The sequence below is a fragment of the Mycolicibacterium madagascariense genome (assembly GCF_010729665.1).
Lineage (GTDB): Bacteria > Actinomycetota > Actinomycetes > Mycobacteriales > Mycobacteriaceae > Mycobacterium > Mycobacterium madagascariense.
In genome coordinates, this window is sequence record NZ_AP022610.1 from 3,825,434 (window position 1) to 3,844,167 (window position 18,734).

At 69.1% G+C, this 18,734-nt stretch carries 20 protein-coding genes; 5 read left to right on the forward strand and 15 right to left on the reverse strand.

Translation table 11 applies throughout. The features are described 5' to 3' along the window. Positions 1-3 precede the first annotated feature (3 nt). The 8 genes from era to hrcA all read right to left on the reverse strand — a co-directional run bounded on the left by era (position 4) and on the right by hrcA (position 7,250). Positions 4-906: a GTPase Era gene (gene era, locus G6N60_RS18035; protein WP_163739803.1), complete on the reverse strand. Its 903-nt coding sequence runs from the start codon at positions 904-906 to the stop codon at positions 4-6. Next, positions 903-2,189, reverse strand: a complete 1,287-nt coding sequence (locus tag G6N60_RS18040) for a hemolysin family protein (protein WP_163739806.1) — start codon at positions 2,187-2,189, stop codon at positions 903-905. Before G6N60_RS18040 ends, era begins: the two co-directional genes overlap by 4 nt. Continuing rightward, entirely contained in the window at positions 2,186-2,722 is a 537-nt protein-coding gene (ybeY, locus tag G6N60_RS18045) for an rRNA maturation RNase YbeY (protein ID WP_163739808.1), read from the reverse strand. The genes G6N60_RS18040 and ybeY overlap by 4 nt, the downstream gene beginning before the upstream one ends. Continuing rightward, positions 2,719-3,747 (reverse strand): PhoH family protein, encoded by a 1,029-nt coding sequence (locus G6N60_RS18050; protein ID WP_163739810.1) that lies wholly within the window; start codon positions 3,745-3,747, stop codon positions 2,719-2,721. The genes ybeY and G6N60_RS18050 overlap by 4 nt, the downstream gene beginning before the upstream one ends. Before the next feature lie 142 nt (positions 3,748-3,889). After that, positions 3,890-4,108: a hypothetical protein gene (locus tag G6N60_RS18055; protein ID WP_163739812.1), complete on the reverse strand. Its 219-nt coding sequence runs from the start codon at positions 4,106-4,108 to the stop codon at positions 3,890-3,892. A gap of 144 nt (positions 4,109-4,252) precedes the next feature. Then, complete coding sequence (locus G6N60_RS18060) at positions 4,253-4,993, reverse strand: 16S rRNA (uracil(1498)-N(3))-methyltransferase (protein ID WP_163739814.1); 741 nt, start codon at positions 4,991-4,993, stop codon at positions 4,253-4,255. Between the two features lie 15 nt (positions 4,994-5,008). Further along, positions 5,009-6,166, reverse strand: a complete 1,158-nt coding sequence (dnaJ, locus tag G6N60_RS18065; protein ID WP_163739816.1) for a molecular chaperone DnaJ — start codon at positions 6,164-6,166, stop codon at positions 5,009-5,011. A 52-nt stretch (positions 6,167-6,218) separates the two neighbouring features. Beyond that, positions 6,219-7,250, reverse strand: a complete 1,032-nt coding sequence (gene hrcA / locus G6N60_RS18070; protein WP_163739818.1) for a heat-inducible transcriptional repressor HrcA — start codon at positions 7,248-7,250, stop codon at positions 6,219-6,221. A 109-nt stretch (positions 7,251-7,359) separates the two neighbouring features. On the opposite strand from hrcA, the gene G6N60_RS18075 reads away from it, so the two are divergent. Continuing rightward, the gene (locus G6N60_RS18075) at positions 7,360-7,674 is read left to right on the forward strand and encodes a type II toxin-antitoxin system VapB family antitoxin (RefSeq protein WP_163739820.1); all 315 of its coding nucleotides are present in this window, start codon (positions 7,360-7,362) and stop codon (positions 7,672-7,674) included. Between the two features lie 16 nt (positions 7,675-7,690). Here the strand turns inward: G6N60_RS18075 and hemW are convergent, their stop codons facing one another. Next, the gene (gene hemW / locus G6N60_RS18080) at positions 7,691-8,815 is read right to left on the reverse strand and encodes a radical SAM family heme chaperone HemW (protein ID WP_163739822.1); all 1,125 of its coding nucleotides are present in this window, start codon (positions 8,813-8,815) and stop codon (positions 7,691-7,693) included. Positions 8,816-9,119: 304 nt separating this feature from the next. On the opposite strand from hemW, the gene G6N60_RS18085 reads away from it, so the two are divergent. The 3 genes from G6N60_RS18085 to G6N60_RS18095 are packed head-to-tail and all read left to right on the forward strand — an operon-like array spanning position 9,120 to position 12,248. Next, a complete protein-coding gene (locus G6N60_RS18085; RefSeq protein WP_163739824.1) occupies positions 9,120-10,793 on the forward strand; it encodes a nitrite/sulfite reductase in 1,674 nt (557 codons plus the stop codon). Between the two features lie 28 nt (positions 10,794-10,821). After that, on the forward strand, positions 10,822-11,529 hold the full coding sequence (locus tag G6N60_RS18090) for a phosphoadenylyl-sulfate reductase (protein ID WP_163739826.1): 708 nt from the start codon (positions 10,822-10,824) through the stop codon (positions 11,527-11,529). After that, positions 11,526-12,248, forward strand: coding sequence for a sirohydrochlorin chelatase (locus G6N60_RS18095; protein WP_246240822.1), 723 nt, complete (start codon positions 11,526-11,528; stop codon positions 12,246-12,248). The genes G6N60_RS18090 and G6N60_RS18095 overlap by 4 nt, the downstream gene beginning before the upstream one ends. A 21-nt stretch (positions 12,249-12,269) precedes the next feature. Here the strand turns inward: G6N60_RS18095 and G6N60_RS18100 are convergent, their stop codons facing one another. The 6 genes from G6N60_RS18100 to G6N60_RS18120 all read right to left on the reverse strand — a co-directional run bounded on the left by G6N60_RS18100 (position 12,270) and on the right by G6N60_RS18120 (position 16,597). After that, positions 12,270-13,331, reverse strand: a complete 1,062-nt coding sequence (locus tag G6N60_RS18100; protein WP_163739830.1) for a sulfate/molybdate ABC transporter ATP-binding protein — start codon at positions 13,329-13,331, stop codon at positions 12,270-12,272. 22 nt (positions 13,332-13,353) lie between these two features. Further along, positions 13,354-14,166 carry a sulfate ABC transporter permease subunit CysW gene (gene cysW / locus G6N60_RS18105; protein WP_163739832.1) on the reverse strand — a complete coding sequence of 271 codons (813 nt, stop codon included), beginning with the start codon at positions 14,164-14,166 and terminating at the stop codon, positions 13,354-13,356. Further along, on the reverse strand, positions 14,163-15,035 hold the full coding sequence (gene cysT / locus G6N60_RS18110; protein WP_163739834.1) for a sulfate ABC transporter permease subunit CysT: 873 nt from the start codon (positions 15,033-15,035) through the stop codon (positions 14,163-14,165). The genes cysW and cysT overlap by 4 nt, the downstream gene beginning before the upstream one ends. Beyond that, positions 15,032-16,069, reverse strand: coding sequence for a sulfate ABC transporter substrate-binding protein (locus G6N60_RS18115; RefSeq protein ID WP_163739836.1), 1,038 nt, complete (start codon positions 16,067-16,069; stop codon positions 15,032-15,034). Before G6N60_RS18115 ends, cysT begins: the two co-directional genes overlap by 4 nt. Before the next feature lie 123 nt (positions 16,070-16,192). Further along, positions 16,193-16,318, reverse strand: a complete 126-nt coding sequence (locus tag G6N60_RS29040) for an Ms4533A family Cys-rich leader peptide (protein WP_372511086.1) — start codon at positions 16,316-16,318, stop codon at positions 16,193-16,195. Positions 16,319-16,402: 84 nt separating this feature from the next. Continuing rightward, positions 16,403-16,597, reverse strand: coding sequence for a hypothetical protein (locus G6N60_RS18120; protein ID WP_163739838.1), 195 nt, complete (start codon positions 16,595-16,597; stop codon positions 16,403-16,405). Between the two features lie 124 nt (positions 16,598-16,721). Here G6N60_RS18120 and G6N60_RS18125 point away from each other — a divergent pair, with 124 nt between their 5' ends. Beyond that, entirely contained in the window at positions 16,722-18,734 is a 2,013-nt protein-coding gene (locus G6N60_RS18125; RefSeq protein WP_372511087.1) for a glycoside hydrolase family 15 protein, read from the forward strand.

Genomic DNA, 18,734 nt, shown 5'->3' on the forward strand with positions numbered 1-18,734 from the left:
CCGTCAGAAGCCCAGGCGACCAAGCTGTTTGGGGTCGCGCTGCCAGTTCTTGGCGATCTTCACCCGCAGGTCCAGGTACACCTTGGTGCCCAGCAGCGTCTCGATCTGCTGCCGGGCCGCGGTGCCGACCTCCCGCAGCCGCGCACCCCCCTTGCCGATGACGATGCCCTTCTGCGAATCCCGTTCGACGTAGAGGATGGCGTGCACGTCGATGAGGTCCTCTCGGCCCTCGCGCGGCTCCACCTCGTCGATGACGACGGCCAGCGAGTGCGGCAGCTCGTCGCGCACTCCCTCGAGAGCGGCCTCGCGGATCAGCTCGGCCATCAGCACCTCTTCCGGCTCGTCGGTCAGCTCGCCGTCGGGGTAGAACGCCGGCCCCGGCGGCAGCTGGGCGGCGAGCACGTCGGTCAGCAGCGCGACCTGCTCGCCGGTGGCGGCCGACACGGGGACGATCTCGGCGGAGCCGCCCGTCAGTTGGTCCACCGCCATCAACTGCGCGGCGACCTTCTCCTTGGACACCTTGTCGGTCTTGGTGACGACGACGACGAGCGTCGTCCTCGGCGCCACCGCGCGGATCTGCTCGTAGATCCACCGGTCGCCGGGGCCGATGGCCTCGTCGGCGGGGATGCACAGACCGATGACGTCGACCTCGGAGTAGGTGGCCTTCACCAGTTCGTTGAGCCGCTCGCCGAGCAGCGTGCGGGGTCGGTGCAGACCCGGCGTGTCGACGAGGATGATCTGGACGTCCTCGCGGTGCACGATGCCGCGGATCGTGTGGCGGGTGGTCTGCGGGCGGTTCGACGTGATGGCCACCTTGGCCCCGACGAGGGCGTTGGTCAGCGTCGACTTCCCGGTGTTGGGCCTGCCCACGAAACAGACGAAGCCCGAACGGAATTCGGTGGTCATTCGGATTCCTCGTCCGTCGGCCCGGTGGGTGTGACGAGGACGGTGCCGATGCGCACGCGACCCCGGTGGTCGCGACCGCCCTCGGCGCGCAGCTGCAGCGCGTCCCACGTGACCTCGGCACCCGGGAGGGGCACCCGACCCAGTTCGTGGGCCAGCAGGCCGCCGACGGTGTCGACGTCGAGATCGTCGTCGAGTTCCATCTCGTAGAGCTCGGCCAGGTCCTCCAGGGGCAGCCGGGCCGACACCCGAAAGTGCTTGTCGCCCAGGTCTTCCACGGGTGCGACCTCGTCGACGTCGTATTCGTCGGCGATCTCGCCGACGATCTCCTCGAGCACGTCCTCGATGGTCACCAATCCGGCGATGGCCCCGTATTCGTCGACGAGGAGCGCCATGTGGTTGCGGTCGCGCTGCATCTCGCGCAGCAGGGCGTCGAGCGGCTTGGAGTCGGGGACGAACACCGGCGGGCGCATCACCTCGCCCACCCTGGTGTCGATGCCGCCGTTGCTGTAGTAGGTCTGCTGGACGAGGTCCTTGAGGAAGACCACACCGACGATGTCGTCGACGTTCTCCCCCACCACCGGCAACCGGGAGTGTCCGCTGCGCACCGCGAGCGACGTGGCCTGCCCCGCGGTCTTGTCGTGCTCGATCCACACCATCTCGGTGCGCGGCACCATCACCTCGCGGGCGGCGGTGTCACCGAGGTCGAACACCGACTGGATCATGCGGCGTTCGTCGTCGGCGACGACGCCGCGCTGCTGCGCGAGGTCGACGACCTCGCGCAGTTCGATCTCCGAGGCGAACGGCCCGTTGCGGAAGCCACGGCCGGGTGTGAGCGCGTTGCCGAGGAGGACCAGCAGTCGGCTGATGGGGGTCAACAGCACCGAAATGGCTTGCAGCGGAATGACTGCGGCGAGCGCGATCGAGTAGGCGTGCTGCCTGCCGAGCGTGCGGGGGCCGACCCCGATGGCCACGAAGCTGACGACCACCATGATCGCGGCGGCGGCCAGCAGACCCCACTTCAGCCCGAGATCCTCGTAGAGGAAGGCCACCAGCAGCACGGTCGCGGCGGTCTCGCACGTGATGCGCAGCAGCACGATGAGGTTGACGTAGCGCGGGCGATCCTCGACCAGCCGGGCCAGCCGGACGGCGCCCGGCCGTTCGTCGCGGACCAGTTCCTCGAGGCGGGCGATGGACACCGTGCTGATGGCGGCGTCGACCGCGGCGAAGACTCCGCCGAGGGCGATCAGGGCGATCGCACCGACGAGCGAGCCGATTCCGGTCACGGTCGATCGAAGTACATGGACTTGTCCAGCAGCCTGCGGTCCTTCTCGGTCTGCCGGTCCTGATGGTAGGCGGCGACCTGGTCGGCCACCCACTCCTCGAGCAGTTCGCGCTGCAGCGCGAACATCTCCTTCTCCTCGTCGGGTTCGGCGTGGTCGTAGCCGAGGAGGTGCAGGACGCCGTGCACGGTCAGCAGCGCGAGTTCCTGACCGAGCGAGTGTCCGGCCTTCTCGGCCTGGGTGGCCGCGAACTCCGGGCACAGCACGATGTCCCCGAGCATCGAGGGACCCGGCTCCGGCGCATCGGGGCGTCCGCCCGGTTCGAGCTCGTCCATCGGGAAGCTCATCACGTCCGTCGGGCCGGGCAGGTCCATCCACCGCATGTGCAGGTCGGCCATCGCCGGGGTGTCGAGCAGCACCATCGACAGTTCGGCGCCGGGGTTGACGTCCATCTTGGCGATGACGAACCGGGCGACGCTGATCAGCTCCTCCTCGGACACGTCGATGCCCGACTCGTTGGAGACCTCGATGCTCACCGGCGCGACCTACCCGTGCCCGAGCGTCGTTCGGCCCGATTGCCCAGGGACGCTTCGGATCTCGCGTAGGCGTCGACGATCTCGGACACCAGGCGGTGGCGTACGACGTCGGCGCTGGTGAGCTCCGAGAAGTGAATGTCGTCGATGTGGTCGAGGATCTCCATCGCGGCGTTCAACCCCGACTTGGCGCCGTGCAGGTCCACCTGGGTCGAATCCCCGGTGACCACGATCTTGGAGCCGAAGCCCAGGCGCGTCAGGAACATCTTCATCTGCTCGGGCGTGGTGTTCTGCGCCTCGTCGAGGATGATGAACGCATCATTGAGGCTTCTGCCCCGCATGTACGCCAGTGGCGCTACCTCGATGACTCCCGAGCTCATCAGCTTGGGAATCAGCTCGGGGTCCATCATGTCGTGCAGCGCGTCGTAGAGGGGACGCAGGTACGGGTCGATCTTCTCGCTCAGCGTGCCGGGCAGGAAGCCGAGCCGCTCGCCGGCCTCCACCGCGGGGCGGGTCAGGATGATTCGCGAAACCTGTTTGGTCTGAAGGGCATTGACGGCCTTGGCCATGGCGAGGTAGGTCTTGCCAGTGCCGGCGGGCCCGATGCCGAAGACGATGGTGTGGTCGTCGATCGCGTCGACGTAGTGCTTCTGGTTGAGCGTCTTGGGCCGGATCGTCTTGCCCCGTCGGGACAGGATGTCCAGGGTGAGGACGTCGGCCGGGGATTCGTTGCCGGTGCCGGTCAGCATGCCGACGCTGCGCCGTACGGACTCCGGGGTCAGCGTCTGGCCCCCGGCCACGACGGCGATGAGTTCGGTCACGACGCGCTCGGCGAGCGCCACGTCGGCCGACTCTCCCGAGAGGGTCAGCGCGTTCCCGCGGACGTGGATGTCGGCGGTGAGGAGGCGTTCCAGCGCGCGCAGGTTCTCGTCGGCGGAACCGAGGAGGCCCACCACGAGTTCGGGCGGCACGCTGATGTTGCTTCGCACGGAGTCATCCGAGGCGGCGTTCGTCTCGCGGGGCGTCACGTGGTGTTCAGAGCCTGCTTTCCGTGCTCATGTCGTTGGAGAGTCCTCCGGTCAGCTTACCGCTGGTCATCGTCGCGGCCCAACGGTCTCGACACGAAGGAGGGGCACCCGTGACGGGTGCCCCTCCTCGGGTCTGGTGGGATCAGCGGCTCTGCTGCACGGTGGTGTCGACGTGCGGGACGGTCACGTTCGGGTGGATCGTGTGGATCCACTGGTTGTGATCGACCCCGGTCGAGTAGCCGGGTAGCTCCGCGACGGGCATGGCTTCTGCCGACGCGATGGCCTGAATCGGAGACGCGACGCCAACGATCCCGGCGGCGAGGCCGCTGGCAACGATGGTGGCAAGTCCGAGCTTCTTCATGGTGTGCATTTCTTCTTTCGTGCCCTCTGTGGTGTGACGACGACCGGTGGTAGAGCTCCGCCATCCGGCCGGTAGCACAAACGCAGTGCTCAGGGGTTTGATTCCCGTGGCAGTAATTGGTTGCCCGGTGGCAGCCCGGTGCCCTCAGAAATCCCATCGGGAGGTCAGGACACCCAGTGCGCCAAGTCCTACCGCGGCCGCAGATGTGGTTCGCAGCACACTTGGACCCAACCGCACGGCCGTCGCGCCGGCGCCGGTCAGCACCGCCAGCTCGTCGTCGCCGATCCCGCCCTCGGGGCCGACGATCAGGGTCACGGCGGCGACGTCGGCGAGCGACGCCGCGGTCAGTGGCCGATCCGCCGACTCGTGCAGCACCAGCGCGAGCGGCGCGTCGGCGACGAGGGCGCCCAGTTCGGCGGTGTGCACCAGGGACGTCACCGGCGGGACGTAGGGCCGACGCGACTGCCGCGCCGCCGACCGGGCGACCGCCTGCCAGCGCCGCAGCCCCTTCTGCACCTTCGCCGCACCGTCCCAGCGGGCCACGCACCGATCGGACTGCCAGGCCACGAACGCATCGGCCCCCGCCTCGGTCGCCAGCTCGATCGCCAGCTCGGACCGATCGGACTTCGGCAGCGCCTGCACGACGGTGACCTCGGGTCGCGGCCGGTCGACCGTGCGACGGCTCACCACCCGCGCCGTCAGACTCGCCTTGGCGACGGCCTCGACGACGACGTGCGCGACCGTTCCCGCTCCGTCGCCGAGATCGAGTTCCTCGCCCACCCGCAGGCGGCGCACGCTGGCCGCGTGAAAGCCCTCGTCACCGTCGACGACGGCGAGTTCGCCAGCCGCGGGCACGGCGTCGACGTAGAAGAGCGCTCGACTCATCGGGTCGAGGGGGCGCTAGCGGCCGGTGAACGTCTCGCGCAGCCGGCTGAACAGCCCGCCGCCCGACGGCGCCGCGTGCGTCGACTTGACCTCCGCGACGTCGCGGGCGCGGTGCTCCTTGAGCTTCTGCAGGAGTTCGGTGTCGTGGGAGTCCAGCCGCGACGGCACGACGACGTCGATGTGGGCATGCAGGTCGCCCCGCGCGCCCGAGCGCACGTTGGGCATGCCGTGTCCGCGCAGCGTGGTGACCGACCCGGGTTGCGTGCCCGGCGCCACGACGATCTCGGTGGGCCCGTCGAGGATCGCGTCGACGCTGACCTTGGTGCCGAGCGCGGCGTCGACCATCGGCACCGAGATGCTGAAGTGCAGGTCGTCGTTGTCGCGGACGAAGATGTCGTGGGGCTGCTCGTGCACCTCGACGTGCAGGTCACCCGCCGGACCGCCGCCGGGGCCGACCTCGCCCTGTGCCGCCAGCCGCACGCGCATGCCGTCGCCGACGCCGGGCGGAATCTTCACGCTGATCTCCCGGCGGGCGCGCACCCGGCCGTCGCCGCCGCAGCGGTGACACGGGTCGGGAATGACCTCGCCGACGCCCGCGCACACGGGGCAGGGCCGCGACGTCATCACCTGGCCGAGCAGGGACCGCTGCACGGACTGCACCTCGCCCTGGCCATGGCAGGTGTCGCAGGTCGCCGGGGTCGAGTTGCCGTGCGTGCCCTTGCCCTGGCACACGTCACACAGGATCGCGGTGTCGACGGTGACGTGCTTGGTCACGCCCGTCGCGCACTCGGCGAGGTCCAGGCGCATGCGCAGCAGGGAGTCCGAACCGGGCCGGACCCTTCCGACGGGCCCACGGGCGCCGCCGCCACCGCCGAAGAACGCCTCGAAGACGTCGCCGAGGCCGCCGAAGCCGGCGCCCCCGAATCCCCCGCCGAACCCGTTGCCGGCGCCCGCGCCCTCCAAGGGGTCGCCACCGAGGTCGACGATGCGGCGCTTCTCCGGGTCGCTGAGGACCTCGTAGGCGGCCGTGACCTCCTTGAACTGGGCTTGCGCCGCCTCGTCGGGGTTGACGTCGGGGTGCAGTTCGCGCGCCAACTTGCGGTAGGCGCGCTTGAGCTCCGAATCACTCGCACCCTTGCTCACGCCGAGCAGGCCGTAATAATCGCGTGCCACGCCAAACCCTTCTCAAAACTCTTCGAGCCGCCCGAGCGGCCGTGCGACGCCCCTAGCGGGCGCCCAAGACTTCGCCGATGTACAGAGCAACCGCGGCGACGTTGGCAATGGTTCCCGGATAGTCCATCCGAGTGGGGCCCACCACACCCATGCCGCCGAACACCTTGCCCGAGCTGCCGTACGTCGTGCTCACCACCGACGTTCCGGCCATTTGCTCGGCCGCGGTCTCGTGTCCGATCCGAACGGTTACCTTACCGGCCTCCTCCTGGGCGGCCAGCAATCGCAGTACCACCACCTGCTCCTCGAGCGCCTCGAGGACCGAGCGCAGGGAGCCGCCGAAGTCGGCGGTGTTGCGCGTGAGGTTCGCGGTGCCGCCGAGGAGCAGACGTTCCTCGGTGTGTTCGACGAGCGTCTCCAGCAGCACGGTGGCCGCGCGCCCGACGGCGTCGCCGAGCCCGCCGTGCCCGACCAGCTGCGACGCCAGTTCCGAGACGGCGATCGACGCGGCGCCGATCGGCTTGCCCACCAGCGCCTGTCCCAACCTCTCGCGCAGCTGCCCCAGCTGGCCGTCGTCGATGGCGTCGCCGAGTTCCACGATGCGCTGGTCGACCCGACCGGAGTCGGTGATGACCACGAGCAGGAGCCGGGCCGGCGTCAGGGCGACCACCTCGAGGTGGCGCACGTTGGACGTCGACAGCGTCGGGTACTGCACGATCGCGACCTGACGGGTCAGCTGCGCCAGCAGCTTCACCGCGCGGCGCAATACGTCGTCGAGGTCGACGCCGGATTCGAGGAACGTCAGGATCGCCCGGCGTTCGGCCGACGACATGGGCTTGACGTCGTCGAGTCGGTCGACGAACTCGCGGTAGCCCTTCTCCGTTGGGATGCGACCCGAGCTGGTGTGGGGTCGGGCGATGTACCCCTCGGCCTCCAGCACGGCCATGTCGTTGCGCACCGTGGCGCTGGAGACGCCCAGATTGTGGCGCTCCACGAGACTCTTCGATCCGATCGGTTCCTTCGTCGCGACGAAGTCCGCCACGATGGCGCGCAGCACCTCGAAACGACGATCGTCGGCAGTACCCATGATTCACCTCCCTGTGCGTCCCATTTTACGTTGCCGAACTGCACCGATGCGCCGCGACGCCCGCCCGGGCCTCCGGATAACCTCATGCCATGCTCACGAGGGCCTGCCGATGATCTTCAAGGGCGTCCGCGACGGCAAGCCGTATCCCGAGCACGGACTGACCTACCGGCAGTGGGCGCAGATCCCTCCGCGCCAGATCCGCCTCGACGAGTTGGTCACCACGACCACCGTCCTGGCGCTCGACCGGCTGCTGTCCGAGGACTCCACGTTCTACGGCGACCTGTTCCCCCACGCCGTGCGATGGGAGGGCGTGATCTACCTCGAGGACGGCGTGCACCAGGCGGTCAGGGCGGCGCTGCGCAACCGTGCCGTGCTGCACGCGCGGGTGTACGACATGGACCTTCCGCTGTCCGACCAGACGTAAGGCGTTGCGCCGCAAGCTAATCCAGCAGATCGCGCACGACGGCGTCGGCGAGCAGCCGACCGTGGTCGGTCAGCACCAGCCGATCGGCGCGGCGCGCCACCAGGCCGTCGGTGACCGCGACGTCGGCGCGGGCGGCCTCGGCTGCGGACAGCGCCGCGACGGGCAGCCCCTGCCGCAGCCGCAGCCGCAGCATGACGTCCTCGACGTGGCGCGCCGCGTCGTCGAGGCCCTCGGAGTCCGCGACCGGTAGCCGGCCCTCGGCGAGCGCCTGCGCATAGGCGTTGGGGTGCTTGACGTTCCACCACCGCACGCCGTCGACGTAACCGTGCGCGCCAGGTCCCGCGCCCCACCATTGCCCGCCATCCCAGTACCCGAGGTTGTGCCTGCACTCCCCGCCGGGACGGCTCCAGTTGGACACCTCGTACCACTCGAACCCCGCCGCCGAGAGCCGCTCGTCGAGCAGTTCGTAGCGCGCGGCGAGGACGTCGTCGTCGGGAGCGGGGAGTTCACCGCGACGGACGCGGCGGGCCAGCGCCGTGCCGTCCTCGACTACCAGCGCGTAGGCCGATACGTGGTCGACGCCGGCGCCGATCGCGGCGTCGACGGAGCGGCGCAGGTCGTCGTCGGTCTCCCCCGGCGTGCCGTAGATGAGGTCGAGGTTGACGTGCTCGAAGCCGGCGGCGCGCGCGTCGGCGGCCGCGGCGAGCGCCCGGCCCGGGGAGTGCACGCGGTCCAGGGCGGCCAGCACGTGCGGGGCGGTCGACTGCATGCCCAGCGACAGCCGGGTGAAGCCTGCCGTTCGCAATTCGGCCAATAGTTCGGGCGAGGTCGACTCGGGGTTGGCCTCGGTGGTCACCTCAGCGCCCGCGGCCAACGGGAAGTTCGCTCGGATCGCCTCGAGCACCGCGGCCAGTCGTTGCCCGCCCAGCATCGACGGGGTGCCGCCGCCGACGAACACCGTGTCCACCGGTCGCGCCCCGACGCGGCCGGCCGCCAACTCCAGCTCGGTCCGCAGCGCCGCCAACCAGCCGTCGGGGTTGGCCCCGCCCAGCTCGGCCGGGGTGTAGGTGTTGAAGTCGCAGTAGCCGCAGCGGGTCGCGCAGAACGGCACGTGGACGTAGATTCCGAACGCGCCAGTCATCGTTCCAGTCTGGCAGAGTCGACTTTCGCTCAGCACGAGCCGAAGAACGGGCCGGTTGGAGCCGATTGGGCCCGTCGTGGCACAATGGCCGACGTGACTGCCGCCCGCACCCCCGCCACCCGCGTCGCGCTGGTGGTTCGTCGGCACGTCGACTTCAAGCGCGTGTGTAGCTGTCGCTGTCTGCCCTAACGCCGTAGACCTGTCCACCTGTACTTTCAGCTGGCCGCCGGATCTGCGCCGCCGGACAGCCACCGGTGACCACAGTGCGATCCACACGCCGGCTCCCTGACGAAGGGGCCATCACATGACCCAGGCCACCCCCAAGCCCGCCAAGCGCCCGAAGGGCGAGGGCCAGTGGGCGCTCGGCTACCGCGAGCCGCTGAACGCCAACGAGCAGGCGAAGAAGGACGACAACCCGCTCAACGTGCGTGCCCGCATCGAGGACATCTACGCCAAGGGCGGTTTCGAGAGCATCGACAAGGGCGACCTGCGCGGCCGGTTCCGCTGGTGGGGTCTCTACACCCAGCGCAAGCCCGGCTACGACGGCACGTGGACCGGTGACGACAACACAGACATGCTCGAAGACGAGTACTTCATGCTGCGGGTGCGTTGCGACGGCGGCGCCCTGACCGCCGCGGCACTGCGCACCCTCGGCGGCATCTCGACCGAGTTCGCCCGCGACACCGCCGACATCTCCGACCGCGAGAACGTGCAGTACCACTGGATCCGCGTGGAGGACATGCCGGAGATCTGGCGCCGCCTCGACGAGGTGGGCCTGTACACGACCGAGGCCTGCGGGGACTGCCCCCGCGTGGTGCTGGGGTCGCCCCTCGCCGGTGAATCGCTCGACGAGGTGATCGACGGGACGCCCGCGATCGACGAGATCGTCAAGCGCTACATCGGCAAGCCCGAGTACTCGAACCTGCCCCGCAAGTTCAAGAGCGCGATCTCCGGTCTGCAGGACGTCGTGCACGAGGTCAACGACGTCGCGTTCATCGGCGTCAACCATCCCGAGCACGGCCCCGGCTTCGACCTCTGGGTCGGCGGCGGCCTGTCCACCAACCCGATGCTGGGCCAGCGCGTCGGGGCGTGGGTCCCGCTCGACGAGGTGCCCGACGTCTGGGAGGGCGTGGTCTCGGTGTTCCGCGACTACGGCTACCGCCGCCTGCGCTCCAAGGCCCGGCTGAAGTTCCTCATCAAGGACTGGGGCGTGGAGAAGTTCCGCCAGGTTCTCGAGACCGAGTACCTGAAGCGGCCGCTCATCGATGGACCGGCGCCCGAGCCGGTCACCCGGCCCATCGACCACGTCGGCGTGCAGAAGCTGAAGAACGGCCTCAACGCCGTCGGCGTCGCGCCGATCGCCGGCCGCGTGTCGGGCACGATCCTGACGAAGGTGGCCGACCTCGCCGAGTCGGTCGGGTCGGACCGCATCCGCTTCACGCCGTATCAGAAGCTGGTCATCCTCGACGTGCCCGACGACAAGATCAGCGAGCTGACCGTCGGCCTCGACGCCCTCGGCCTGCCGTCGCGTCCGTCGCACTGGCGGCGAAACCTGATGGCCTGCACGGGAATCGAGTTCTGCAAGCTGTCGTTCGCCGAGACGCGCAAGCGCAGCCAGACACTGGTCCCCGAGCTCGAGCAGCGCCTCGAGGACGTCAACGCCCAACTCGACGTGCCCGTGACGGTCAACATCAACGGCTGCCCCAACTCGTGCGCGCGCATCCAGGTCGCCGACATCGGCTTCAAGGGCCAGATGGTCGACGACGGGGACGGACCCGTCGAGGGCTTCCAGGTCCACCTCGGTGGCAGCCTCGGTCTCGACAGCGGGTTCGGCCGGAAACTGCGTCAACACAAGGTGACGAGCGCGGAGCTGGGTGACTACATCGACAGGGTCGTGCGCAACTTCGTGAAACAACGCGAGGGCGGAGAGCGTTTCGCAGAGTGGGCATTGAGAGCAGACGAGGCGGATTTGCGATGAGCCCGTACGCGACGAGCGGAGTGAGTGAATGACTGACGTGACGATGACCGAACGCGACCTGGTCCAACTGGCCGAGCGCGGGGCGGCCGAGCTCGACGGTGCCAGCGCCGAGGACCTGCTGCGATGGACCGACGAGAACTTCGGCGGCGAGTACGTCGTGGCCTCGAACATGCAGGACGCCGTGCTGGTCGCGATGGCCGCCAAGGTGCGCCCCGGGGTCGACGTGCTGTTCCTCGACACGGGCTACCACTTCGCGGAGACCATCGGCACCCGCGACGCCGTCGAGGCCGTCTACGGGGTCAACGTGGTCAACGTCACGCCCGAGCACAGCGTCGCCGAACAGGATCGGCTGCTCGGAAAAGACCTGTTCGCCCGTGACCCATCGGCGTGCTGCCGCATGCGCAAGGTCGAACCGCTCGGCCGGGCGTTGCAGGGCTACTCGGCGTGGGTGACCGGCATTCGCCGCATCGAAGCGCCGACCCGCGCGAACGCACCGCTGATCAGCTTCGACAAGGCCTTCGGCCTGGTGAAGATCAACCCGATCGCCGCGTGGTCCGACGACGACATGCAGGCCTACATCGACGCCAACGACATCCTCGTCAATCCCCTGGTCTTCGAGGGCTACCCCTCCATCGGGTGTGCGCCGTGCACGGCCAAGCCGCTCGCCGGCGAAGACCCCCGCAGCGGACGCTGGGCGGGTCAGTCGAAGACGGAGTGCGGGCTGCACGCGTCGTGACGCCGGCACCGAGCCTGATCCTCGCCGCGCACGGCAGCGTGGATCCGCGCTCAACGGCCGTCGCCGAGGCCCTGGCCGGGCGGATCCGCCGCCTGCGGCCCGGCCTCGACGTGCGGGCCGCCTTCCTCGAGAAGTCGGCGCCGTTCGTCGGTGACGTCCTCGCCGAGGTGGCGGCGACCGGTGGCTCCGCCGTGGCGGTGCCCATGCTGCTGGCCTCCGCGCACCACGCCGGCGTCGACCTGCCCTCGGTCATCGAACGCTCAGGTGCCGTCGTCGACCAGGCGGCCGTGCTCGGCGAAGATCCGGCGCTCATCAGCCTGCTGGGACACCGGTTGGCCGAAGCGGGGGTATCGGCGGACCGATCCGACGTCGGCGTCGTCGTGGTCGCCGTCGGCTCGTCGAGTGCGGCGGCCAACGCGCGCACGGCCACACTCGGTCCCCTGCTCGAAGCCAGGACCCGCTGGGCCGTCGAGGTCGCGTTCGCCACGGGGCCGCATCCGACGGTCGGCGAGGCCGCCGAGAGGTTGCGCAGCCGCGGCGCCCATCGACTCGTGGTCGCGCCGTGGTTCCTGGCCCCCGGCCGGATCACCGACCGCGTGGCGAAAGTGGCTGGCGGCCTTGGCATTCCGATGTCCGCACCCCTGGGCGCGCACAACCTGGTCGCGGGCACGCTGCTCGACCGGTACGACGAGGCGCTGTCCGCGCGGATCGCGGCCTGACGACCGACGGCACGAACGCCGTCAGGCCTTGGTCAGCGCCGTGACGTCGCCGACCTGGTCCACCGGCGGGAACGACGCGCCCCCGGGGATGGACGGCACCCGGGTGGCGCGGACGTAGACGGTGTCACCGGCCTTCAATCCGAGCGCCTCGGCGTCGCCGCGGGTGATCTGCGCCGTGAACGGCGCGTGGTCCGCAGCCCCGGTGAGCTCGACGCGAACTTCGAAGCCCAACACCGCGATTCGATCGATCGTGGCGCGAATGACGCCGGTCGAGGAGACGGTGCCGTCGGCCTGGGCGATCGCCATGTCGGGGTTGCGGCCGACGCGAATGTCGTGCGGGCGCACCAGCGATCCGTTCAACGACGACACGGCGCCGAGGAACGACATGACGAAACCGTTGGCGGGGTTGTCGTAGACGTCGGTCGGCGACCCCACCTGCTCGATGCGTCCCTTGTTCAACACGGCGATGCGGTCGGCGACGTCCAACGCCTCGGCCTGGTCGTGCGTGACCAGGACGGTCGTGACGTGCACCTCGTCGTGCAAGCGGCGCAGCCAGGCGCGCAGATCCTCGCGCACCTTGGCGTCGAGCGCGCCGAACGGCTCGTCGAGGAGCAACACCTGGGGGTCCACGGCGAGCGCCCGGGCCAGCGCCATGCGCTGACGCTGACCGCCCGACAGCTGAGCCGGATAGCGGGTCTGGAAGCCGGCCAGCCCGACCGTCTCCAGCAGGCTGTCGACCTTGTCCTTGATCTCCGCCTTGGGGCGCTTGCGGATCTTGAGCCCGAAGGCGACGTTGTCGCGCACCGTGAGGTGCTTGAAGGCGGCGTAGTGCTGGAACACGAACCCGATGCCGCGGCGCTGCGGGGGCACCCCGGTGACGTCCTGGCCCTTGATGGTGATGGCGCCGGTGTCGGGCTGGTCGAGCCCGGCGATGGCGCGCAGCAACGTCGACTTACCCGAGCCGCTGGGACCCAGTAGCGCCGTCAGCGAGCCCTCCGGCACGTCGAAGTCGACGTCGTCGAGCGCGACGAAGTCGCCGTAGCGCTTGTTGGCGCCGCGCACCGTGATGGCGTTGGTGGTCATAGCAAATCCTTCTCGTTGAAGCCTATTTTGCCGCGCGTTGACGTCGGGCGTCGAGGACCACCTGGACGACCAGCACGAACACCGCCACCGTCATCAGCAGGGTCGACACCGCGTAGGCGCCGTATTCGTCGGCCCGGCTGTAGCGGTCGGACACCAGCAGGGTCAGGGTCTGCGACGTGCCGGGCAGGTTCGACGACACCATGATGACGGCGCCGTACTCGCCCAGTGTGCGGGCGACGGTCAGCACGATCCCGTAGGTGAGACCCCACCGGATCGAGGGCAACGTGATGCGCCAGAACGTCTGCCACCACTGCGAGCCCAGCGTCGACGCCGCTTCCTCCTGGTCGGTGCCGAGCTCGTAGAGCAGCGGTTCGACCTCGCGGATGACGAACGGCACCGTCACGAAGATGCTGGCGAGCACGATGCCCGGCAGCCCGAAGATGATCTTGAAGCCGAGGTTCTGCTCGACGAACCCCAGCAGCCCCGCCGAACCCCACAGCAGAATCAGCGCGACGCCCACGACGACCGGGGACACGGCGAACGGCAGGTCGATGACCGCCTGCAGAATGCTCTTGCCACGAAAACGACTGCGCGCCAACACCAATGCGGTGGGAACGCCGAACAGCACGTTGAGCGGGACGACGATCGCGAGCACCAGTAGCGACAGCTGCAGTGCCGACTGCGCGGCGGGTGTGGTGATGGAGGCGAAGAAGACGCCGAGGCCCGGCGCGAAGGTCCGCCACAGGATCAGCCCCACCGGCACGACGACGAGCGCCACCACGTAGGCCAGCGCCAGGTACCGCAGCAGGTACTTCACCGGACGTGACGGTGTCATCGCGCCTGCTCCTCGCGCTTGGCTGCCCGCGAGCCGACGAGGCGCAGGACGAACAGCACCAGGAACGACACGACGAGCAGGACGATCGAGATGGCCGCGGCGCCGATCGGGTCGTCGTTCTCGATCAGCGTGCGGATCCACTGCGAGGACACCTCGGTGGTGCCGGGCACCGCGCCGCCGATCAGCACGACCGAACCGAACTCGCCGATCGCGCGGGAGAAGGCCAACCCGGCGCCCGACAGCAACGACGGCAGGAGCGCGGGCAGCACGACCCGCAGGAAGATCGTCGGCCCGTTGGCCCCGAGCGACGCGGCTGCCTCCTCCACCTCGCGGTCGAGTTCGAGCAGCACGGGTTGGACCGAGCGCACCACGAACGGCAACGTGACGAACAGCAGGGCGACGCCGATGCCGAGCTTGGTGTGCTGCAGGTGCAGTCCGACGGGGCTGTACGGACCGTAGAGCGCCAGCATGACCAGGCTCGCGACGATCGTCGGCAGGGCGAACGGCAGGTCGATCACCGCGTCGACGAGGCGCTTGCCCGGGAACTCGTCCCTGGTCAGCACCCAGGCCACCAGCAGGCCGAACACCAGGTTGACCACGGTGACGGCCGCCGACACCGACAGCGTGACCTCGAACGACGCCAGCGCCGAGTTGGAGGTCACCGCGTTCCAGAACGCGCTCCACCCGCCACTGACCGACTGCCACAGGATGGCCGCGAGTGGCAGCAGCACGATGACGCTGAGCCACAGCGTCGCCATCCCCACCCGCAGCGACGTCGTGCCGAAGCGGCGGCGCGGAAGGGTCGCGGCCGGACCCCCACCCGACGGGGGCCGCGCCGCGTCCGGAATCGGCGCGAGCCCCGTCGTCATCCGGTGGCCTGCTTGTAGATCTTGGTGATCGAGCCGTTGTCCTTGTCGAACAGCGACGGGTCGACCGTGCTCCAGCCGCCGAGATCCTGGATGGTGTACAGCGTCGTGGGCATCGGGAAGTCGTTGGTGAAGTCGGCGGCCACCGCGGGATCGACGGGCCGGAAACCGGCTTGGGCCCAGATCTTTTGAGCGTCGGCGGTGTAGAGGTAGTTCTTCAGCGCGTTGGCCTGATCGGGGTGCGTGGTGGTCGACACCACCGCGACGGGGTTCTCGATCTTGAACGTCGTCGGCGGGTTGACGTGCTCGACCGGCTTGCCCTGCCGCTCGGTGTTGATGGCCTCGTTCTCATAGCTGATCAAGACGTCACCGGTGCCTTGGACGAACAGGTCGGTGGCCTCGCGTCCGGAACCCGGCCGGGTCTTGACGTGCTGGGTCACCAGCTTGTCGACGAAGTCCAGCCCGGCGGCCGGATCCTTGCCCCCGTTGCTCTTCGCGGCGTACGGCGCCAACAGGTTCCACTTGGCCGACCCCGAACTGAGCGGGCTCGGGGTGACCACCTCGATGCCCGGCTTGAGCAGGTCGTCCCAATCCTTGATGCCCTTCGGGTTGCCCTTGCGGACGACCAGGGAGACGACCGAGGTGAACGGGATTCCCTTAGTGGCGTCGGTGTTCCAGTCCTTGGCCACCTTGTTGGCCTTGACCAGACGGGCCACGTCGGGCTCGACGGAGAAGTTGACGATGTCGGCGGGCTTGCCGTCGACCACGCCGCGGGACTGGTCCCCCGACGCGCCGTAGGACGCCGTCACCGCGATGCCCTTGCCCTCCGGGGTCGCCGAGAACGCCGGCAGGATCTTGCTCCAGCCGGGCTCGGGTACCGAGTAGGCGACCAGGGTCAGCGTGGTGGCGGCGGCGGGCTGGCTACTGCCCCCCGCGACGTCACTGGACCCGCCGTTGCACCCGGCGATGAGGGTGGCGGTGACGGCGAGGGCACCGACGGCGGTAAGCGACCGCTTCGACGGCTTCGTGATGGACATGTGGTGGGGCCTTTCCTAGCGACGACGGAATGGGGTGGAAAATCCGTCGCGCGGAAAGGGACGTATCAGTCGCCGGGTACGAGGACCGCTGTCACCGACACCACACCGCTCAACGGGATGGAGTCAGCGACAACAGTGCACATCGGCTACAGCGCAATTACCCACGGCAATGAGGGCCAGGACATGGCTCTCGGTAGTGCCGGACGCTGCATACACGGGCCGAATCCTAACAGACCGCCACGACCGCACCTCAGCGCGCGAGCAGCCACATCACGACGACGAGCAACAGCAGCGCGACCAGCACCAGGGTGACCCGCGAGCGGGGCATTCCGGTCACGACGGGTCCTCGTCGGTGTGGCGGGCCCGCTGGATCGCGCGGATGCCGTTGCCGAGCGCTCCGTCGAGCACGACGGCGACCGCGTAGGCCAGCAGCAGGACGACGGGCATGACGACCACCGTCTGGGCGACGAACCCGAGCCCCGAGAGCCACAGTTCGACGCCGTCCCACCAATTGAGGATGCCGCTCATGGCTCCACCCTACGAGCACGGCACCCACGGCCAGCCACATCGTCCTGCTCGCAGCGACTTCTGCGCGCAGTGGACCCCCCGTTGCCACGAGTAGACGACGGGTGCCCGCGCGGTCGATGATGTCGTGATGCTACAGCACACCGAGCCCGACGACGCGGCCAGCGAGACCGAACACGTGCAGGAGGCGGCCTATACCGTCACCGCGCCCGTGCCCTATGCGCCCGGCGGACCGCTGCGCAACCCGTTCCCGCCGATCGCCGACTACGGCTTCCTCTCCGATTGCGAGAACACGTGCCTGGTGTCGTCGGCCGGATCGGTGGAGTGGCTGTGCGTGCCGAGGCCCGACTCCCCCAGCGTCTTCGGCGCGATCCTCGACCGCGGCGCCGGCCACTTCCGGCTCGGGCCGTACGGGGTGACGGTGCCGTCGGCCCGCCGCTATCTGCCCGGCAGCCTCATCATGGAGACCACGTGGCAGACCCACACCGGCTGGCTCATCGTCAGGGACGCCCTGGTGATGGGCCCGTGGCACGACCTGGATACCCGTTCGCGGACCCACCGCCGCACGCCGATGGACTGGGACGCCGAGCACATCCTGCTGCGCACCGTGCGGTGCGTCAGCGGGGTGGTCGAGCTGGTGATGAGTTGCGAGCCGTCGTTCGACTACCACCGCGAACCCGCCACGTGGGAGTACTCGGCGGCCGCGTACGGCGAGGCGATCGCGCGCGCCAGCAAGAACCCCGAGGCCCATCCGACGCTGCGGCTCACCACCAACCTGCGCATCGGACTCGAGGGGCACGAGGCGCGGGCGCGGACCCGGCTCACCGAGGGCGACAACGTCTTCGTCGCGCTCAGCTGGTCGGGCCACCCCGCACCGCAGACCTTCGACGAGGCCGCCGACAAGATGTGGAAGACCAGCGAGTCCTGGCGGCAGTGGATCAACATCGGCGACTTCCCCGACCATCCGTGGCGCTCCTACCTCCAGCGCAGCGCGTTGACGCTGAAGGGCCTGACCTACTCCCCGACCGGTGCGCTACTCGCGGCGAGCACCACGTCGCTACCGGAAACTCCTCAGGGCGAACGCAATTGGGATTACCGCTACGCGTGGGTGCGCGATTCGACGTTCGCGCTGTGGGGCCTGTACACACTGGGCCTCGACCGCGAGGCCGACGACTTCTTCTCGTTCATCGCCGACGTCTCGGGCGCCAACAACGGCGAGCGCCATCCTCTTCAGGTGATGTACGCCGTCGGAGGCGAACGCTATCTCGTCGAAGAAGAGCTCAATCACCTCTCCGGCTATGACAATTCGCGTCCGGTGCGCATCGGCAACGGTGCGTTCGATCAGATGCAGCACGACATTTGGGGCACCATGCTGGATTCGGTGTACCTGCATGCCAAGTCGCGCGAGCAGATCCCCGAGATGCTGTGGCCGGTGCTGAAACTTCAGGTCGAGGAGGCCATCGCCCACTGGCGCGAGCCCGATCGCGGGATCTGGGAGGTGCGCGGCGAACCGCAGCACTTCACGTCGAGCAAGGTCATGTGCTGGGTGGCGCTGGACCGGGGCTCGAAACTCGCCGACCTGCAGGGCGAGAAGAGCTATGCCCAGCAGTGGCGGGCGATCGCCGAAGAGATCAAGAACGACATCCTGGCCCACGGCGTCGATCACCGCGGGGCGCTGACGCAGCGCTACGGCGACGACGCGCTGGACGCCTCCCTGCTGCTCGTCCCCCTGGTGCGGTTCCTACCGTCCGACGATCCGCGGGTGCGGGCGACCGTGTTGGCCATCGCCGACGAGCTGACCGAGAACGGCCTGGTGCTGCGCTACCGCACCGAGGAGACCGACGACGGACTGACCGGCGAGGAGGGCTCGTTCACCATCTGCTCGTTCTGGCTGGTGTCGGCCCTGGTGGAGATCGGCGAGATCAGCCGTGCCAAGCACCTGTGCGAGCGACTGCTCTCCTTCGCCAGCCCGCTGCACCTCTACGCCGAGGAGATCGAACCGCGCACCGGACGGCATCTGGGCAACTTCCCCCAGGCGTTCACCCACCTGGCGCTGATCAACGCCGTCGTGCACGTGATCCGGGCCGAGGAGGAAGCCGACAGCACCGGCGTCTTCCAGCCCGCCAACGCGCCAATGTAG

Coding starts and splice junctions, on each gene's coding strand:
- era (WP_163739803.1), bottom strand. CDS start 906: ATGACCACCGAATTCCGTTCGGGCTTCGTCTGTTTCGTGGGCAGGCCC.
- G6N60_RS18055 (WP_163739812.1), bottom strand. CDS start 4,108: ATGAAGAAGCTCGGACTTGCCACCATCGTTGCCAGCGGCCTCGCCGCC.
- G6N60_RS18060 (WP_163739814.1), bottom strand. CDS start 4,993: ATGAGTCGAGCGCTCTTCTACGTCGACGCCGTGCCCGCGGCTGGCGAA.
- hrcA (WP_163739818.1), bottom strand. CDS start 7,250: ATGGGTACTGCCGACGATCGTCGTTTCGAGGTGCTGCGCGCCATCGTG.
- G6N60_RS18075 (WP_163739820.1), top strand. CDS start 7,360: ATGATCTTCAAGGGCGTCCGCGACGGCAAGCCGTATCCCGAGCACGGA.
- hemW (WP_163739822.1), bottom strand. CDS start 8,815: ATGACTGGCGCGTTCGGAATCTACGTCCACGTGCCGTTCTGCGCGACC.
- G6N60_RS18085 (WP_163739824.1), top strand. CDS start 9,120: ATGACCCAGGCCACCCCCAAGCCCGCCAAGCGCCCGAAGGGCGAGGGC.
- G6N60_RS18090 (WP_163739826.1), top strand. CDS start 10,822: ATGACTGACGTGACGATGACCGAACGCGACCTGGTCCAACTGGCCGAG.
- G6N60_RS18100 (WP_163739830.1), bottom strand. CDS start 13,331: ATGACCACCAACGCCATCACGGTGCGCGGCGCCAACAAGCGCTACGGC.
- cysW (WP_163739832.1), bottom strand. CDS start 14,166: ATGACACCGTCACGTCCGGTGAAGTACCTGCTGCGGTACCTGGCGCTG.
- cysT (WP_163739834.1), bottom strand. CDS start 15,035: ATGACGACGGGGCTCGCGCCGATTCCGGACGCGGCGCGGCCCCCGTCG.
- G6N60_RS18115 (WP_163739836.1), bottom strand. CDS start 16,069: ATGTCCATCACGAAGCCGTCGAAGCGGTCGCTTACCGCCGTCGGTGCC.
- G6N60_RS18120 (WP_163739838.1), bottom strand. CDS start 16,597: ATGAGCGGCATCCTCAATTGGTGGGACGGCGTCGAACTGTGGCTCTCG.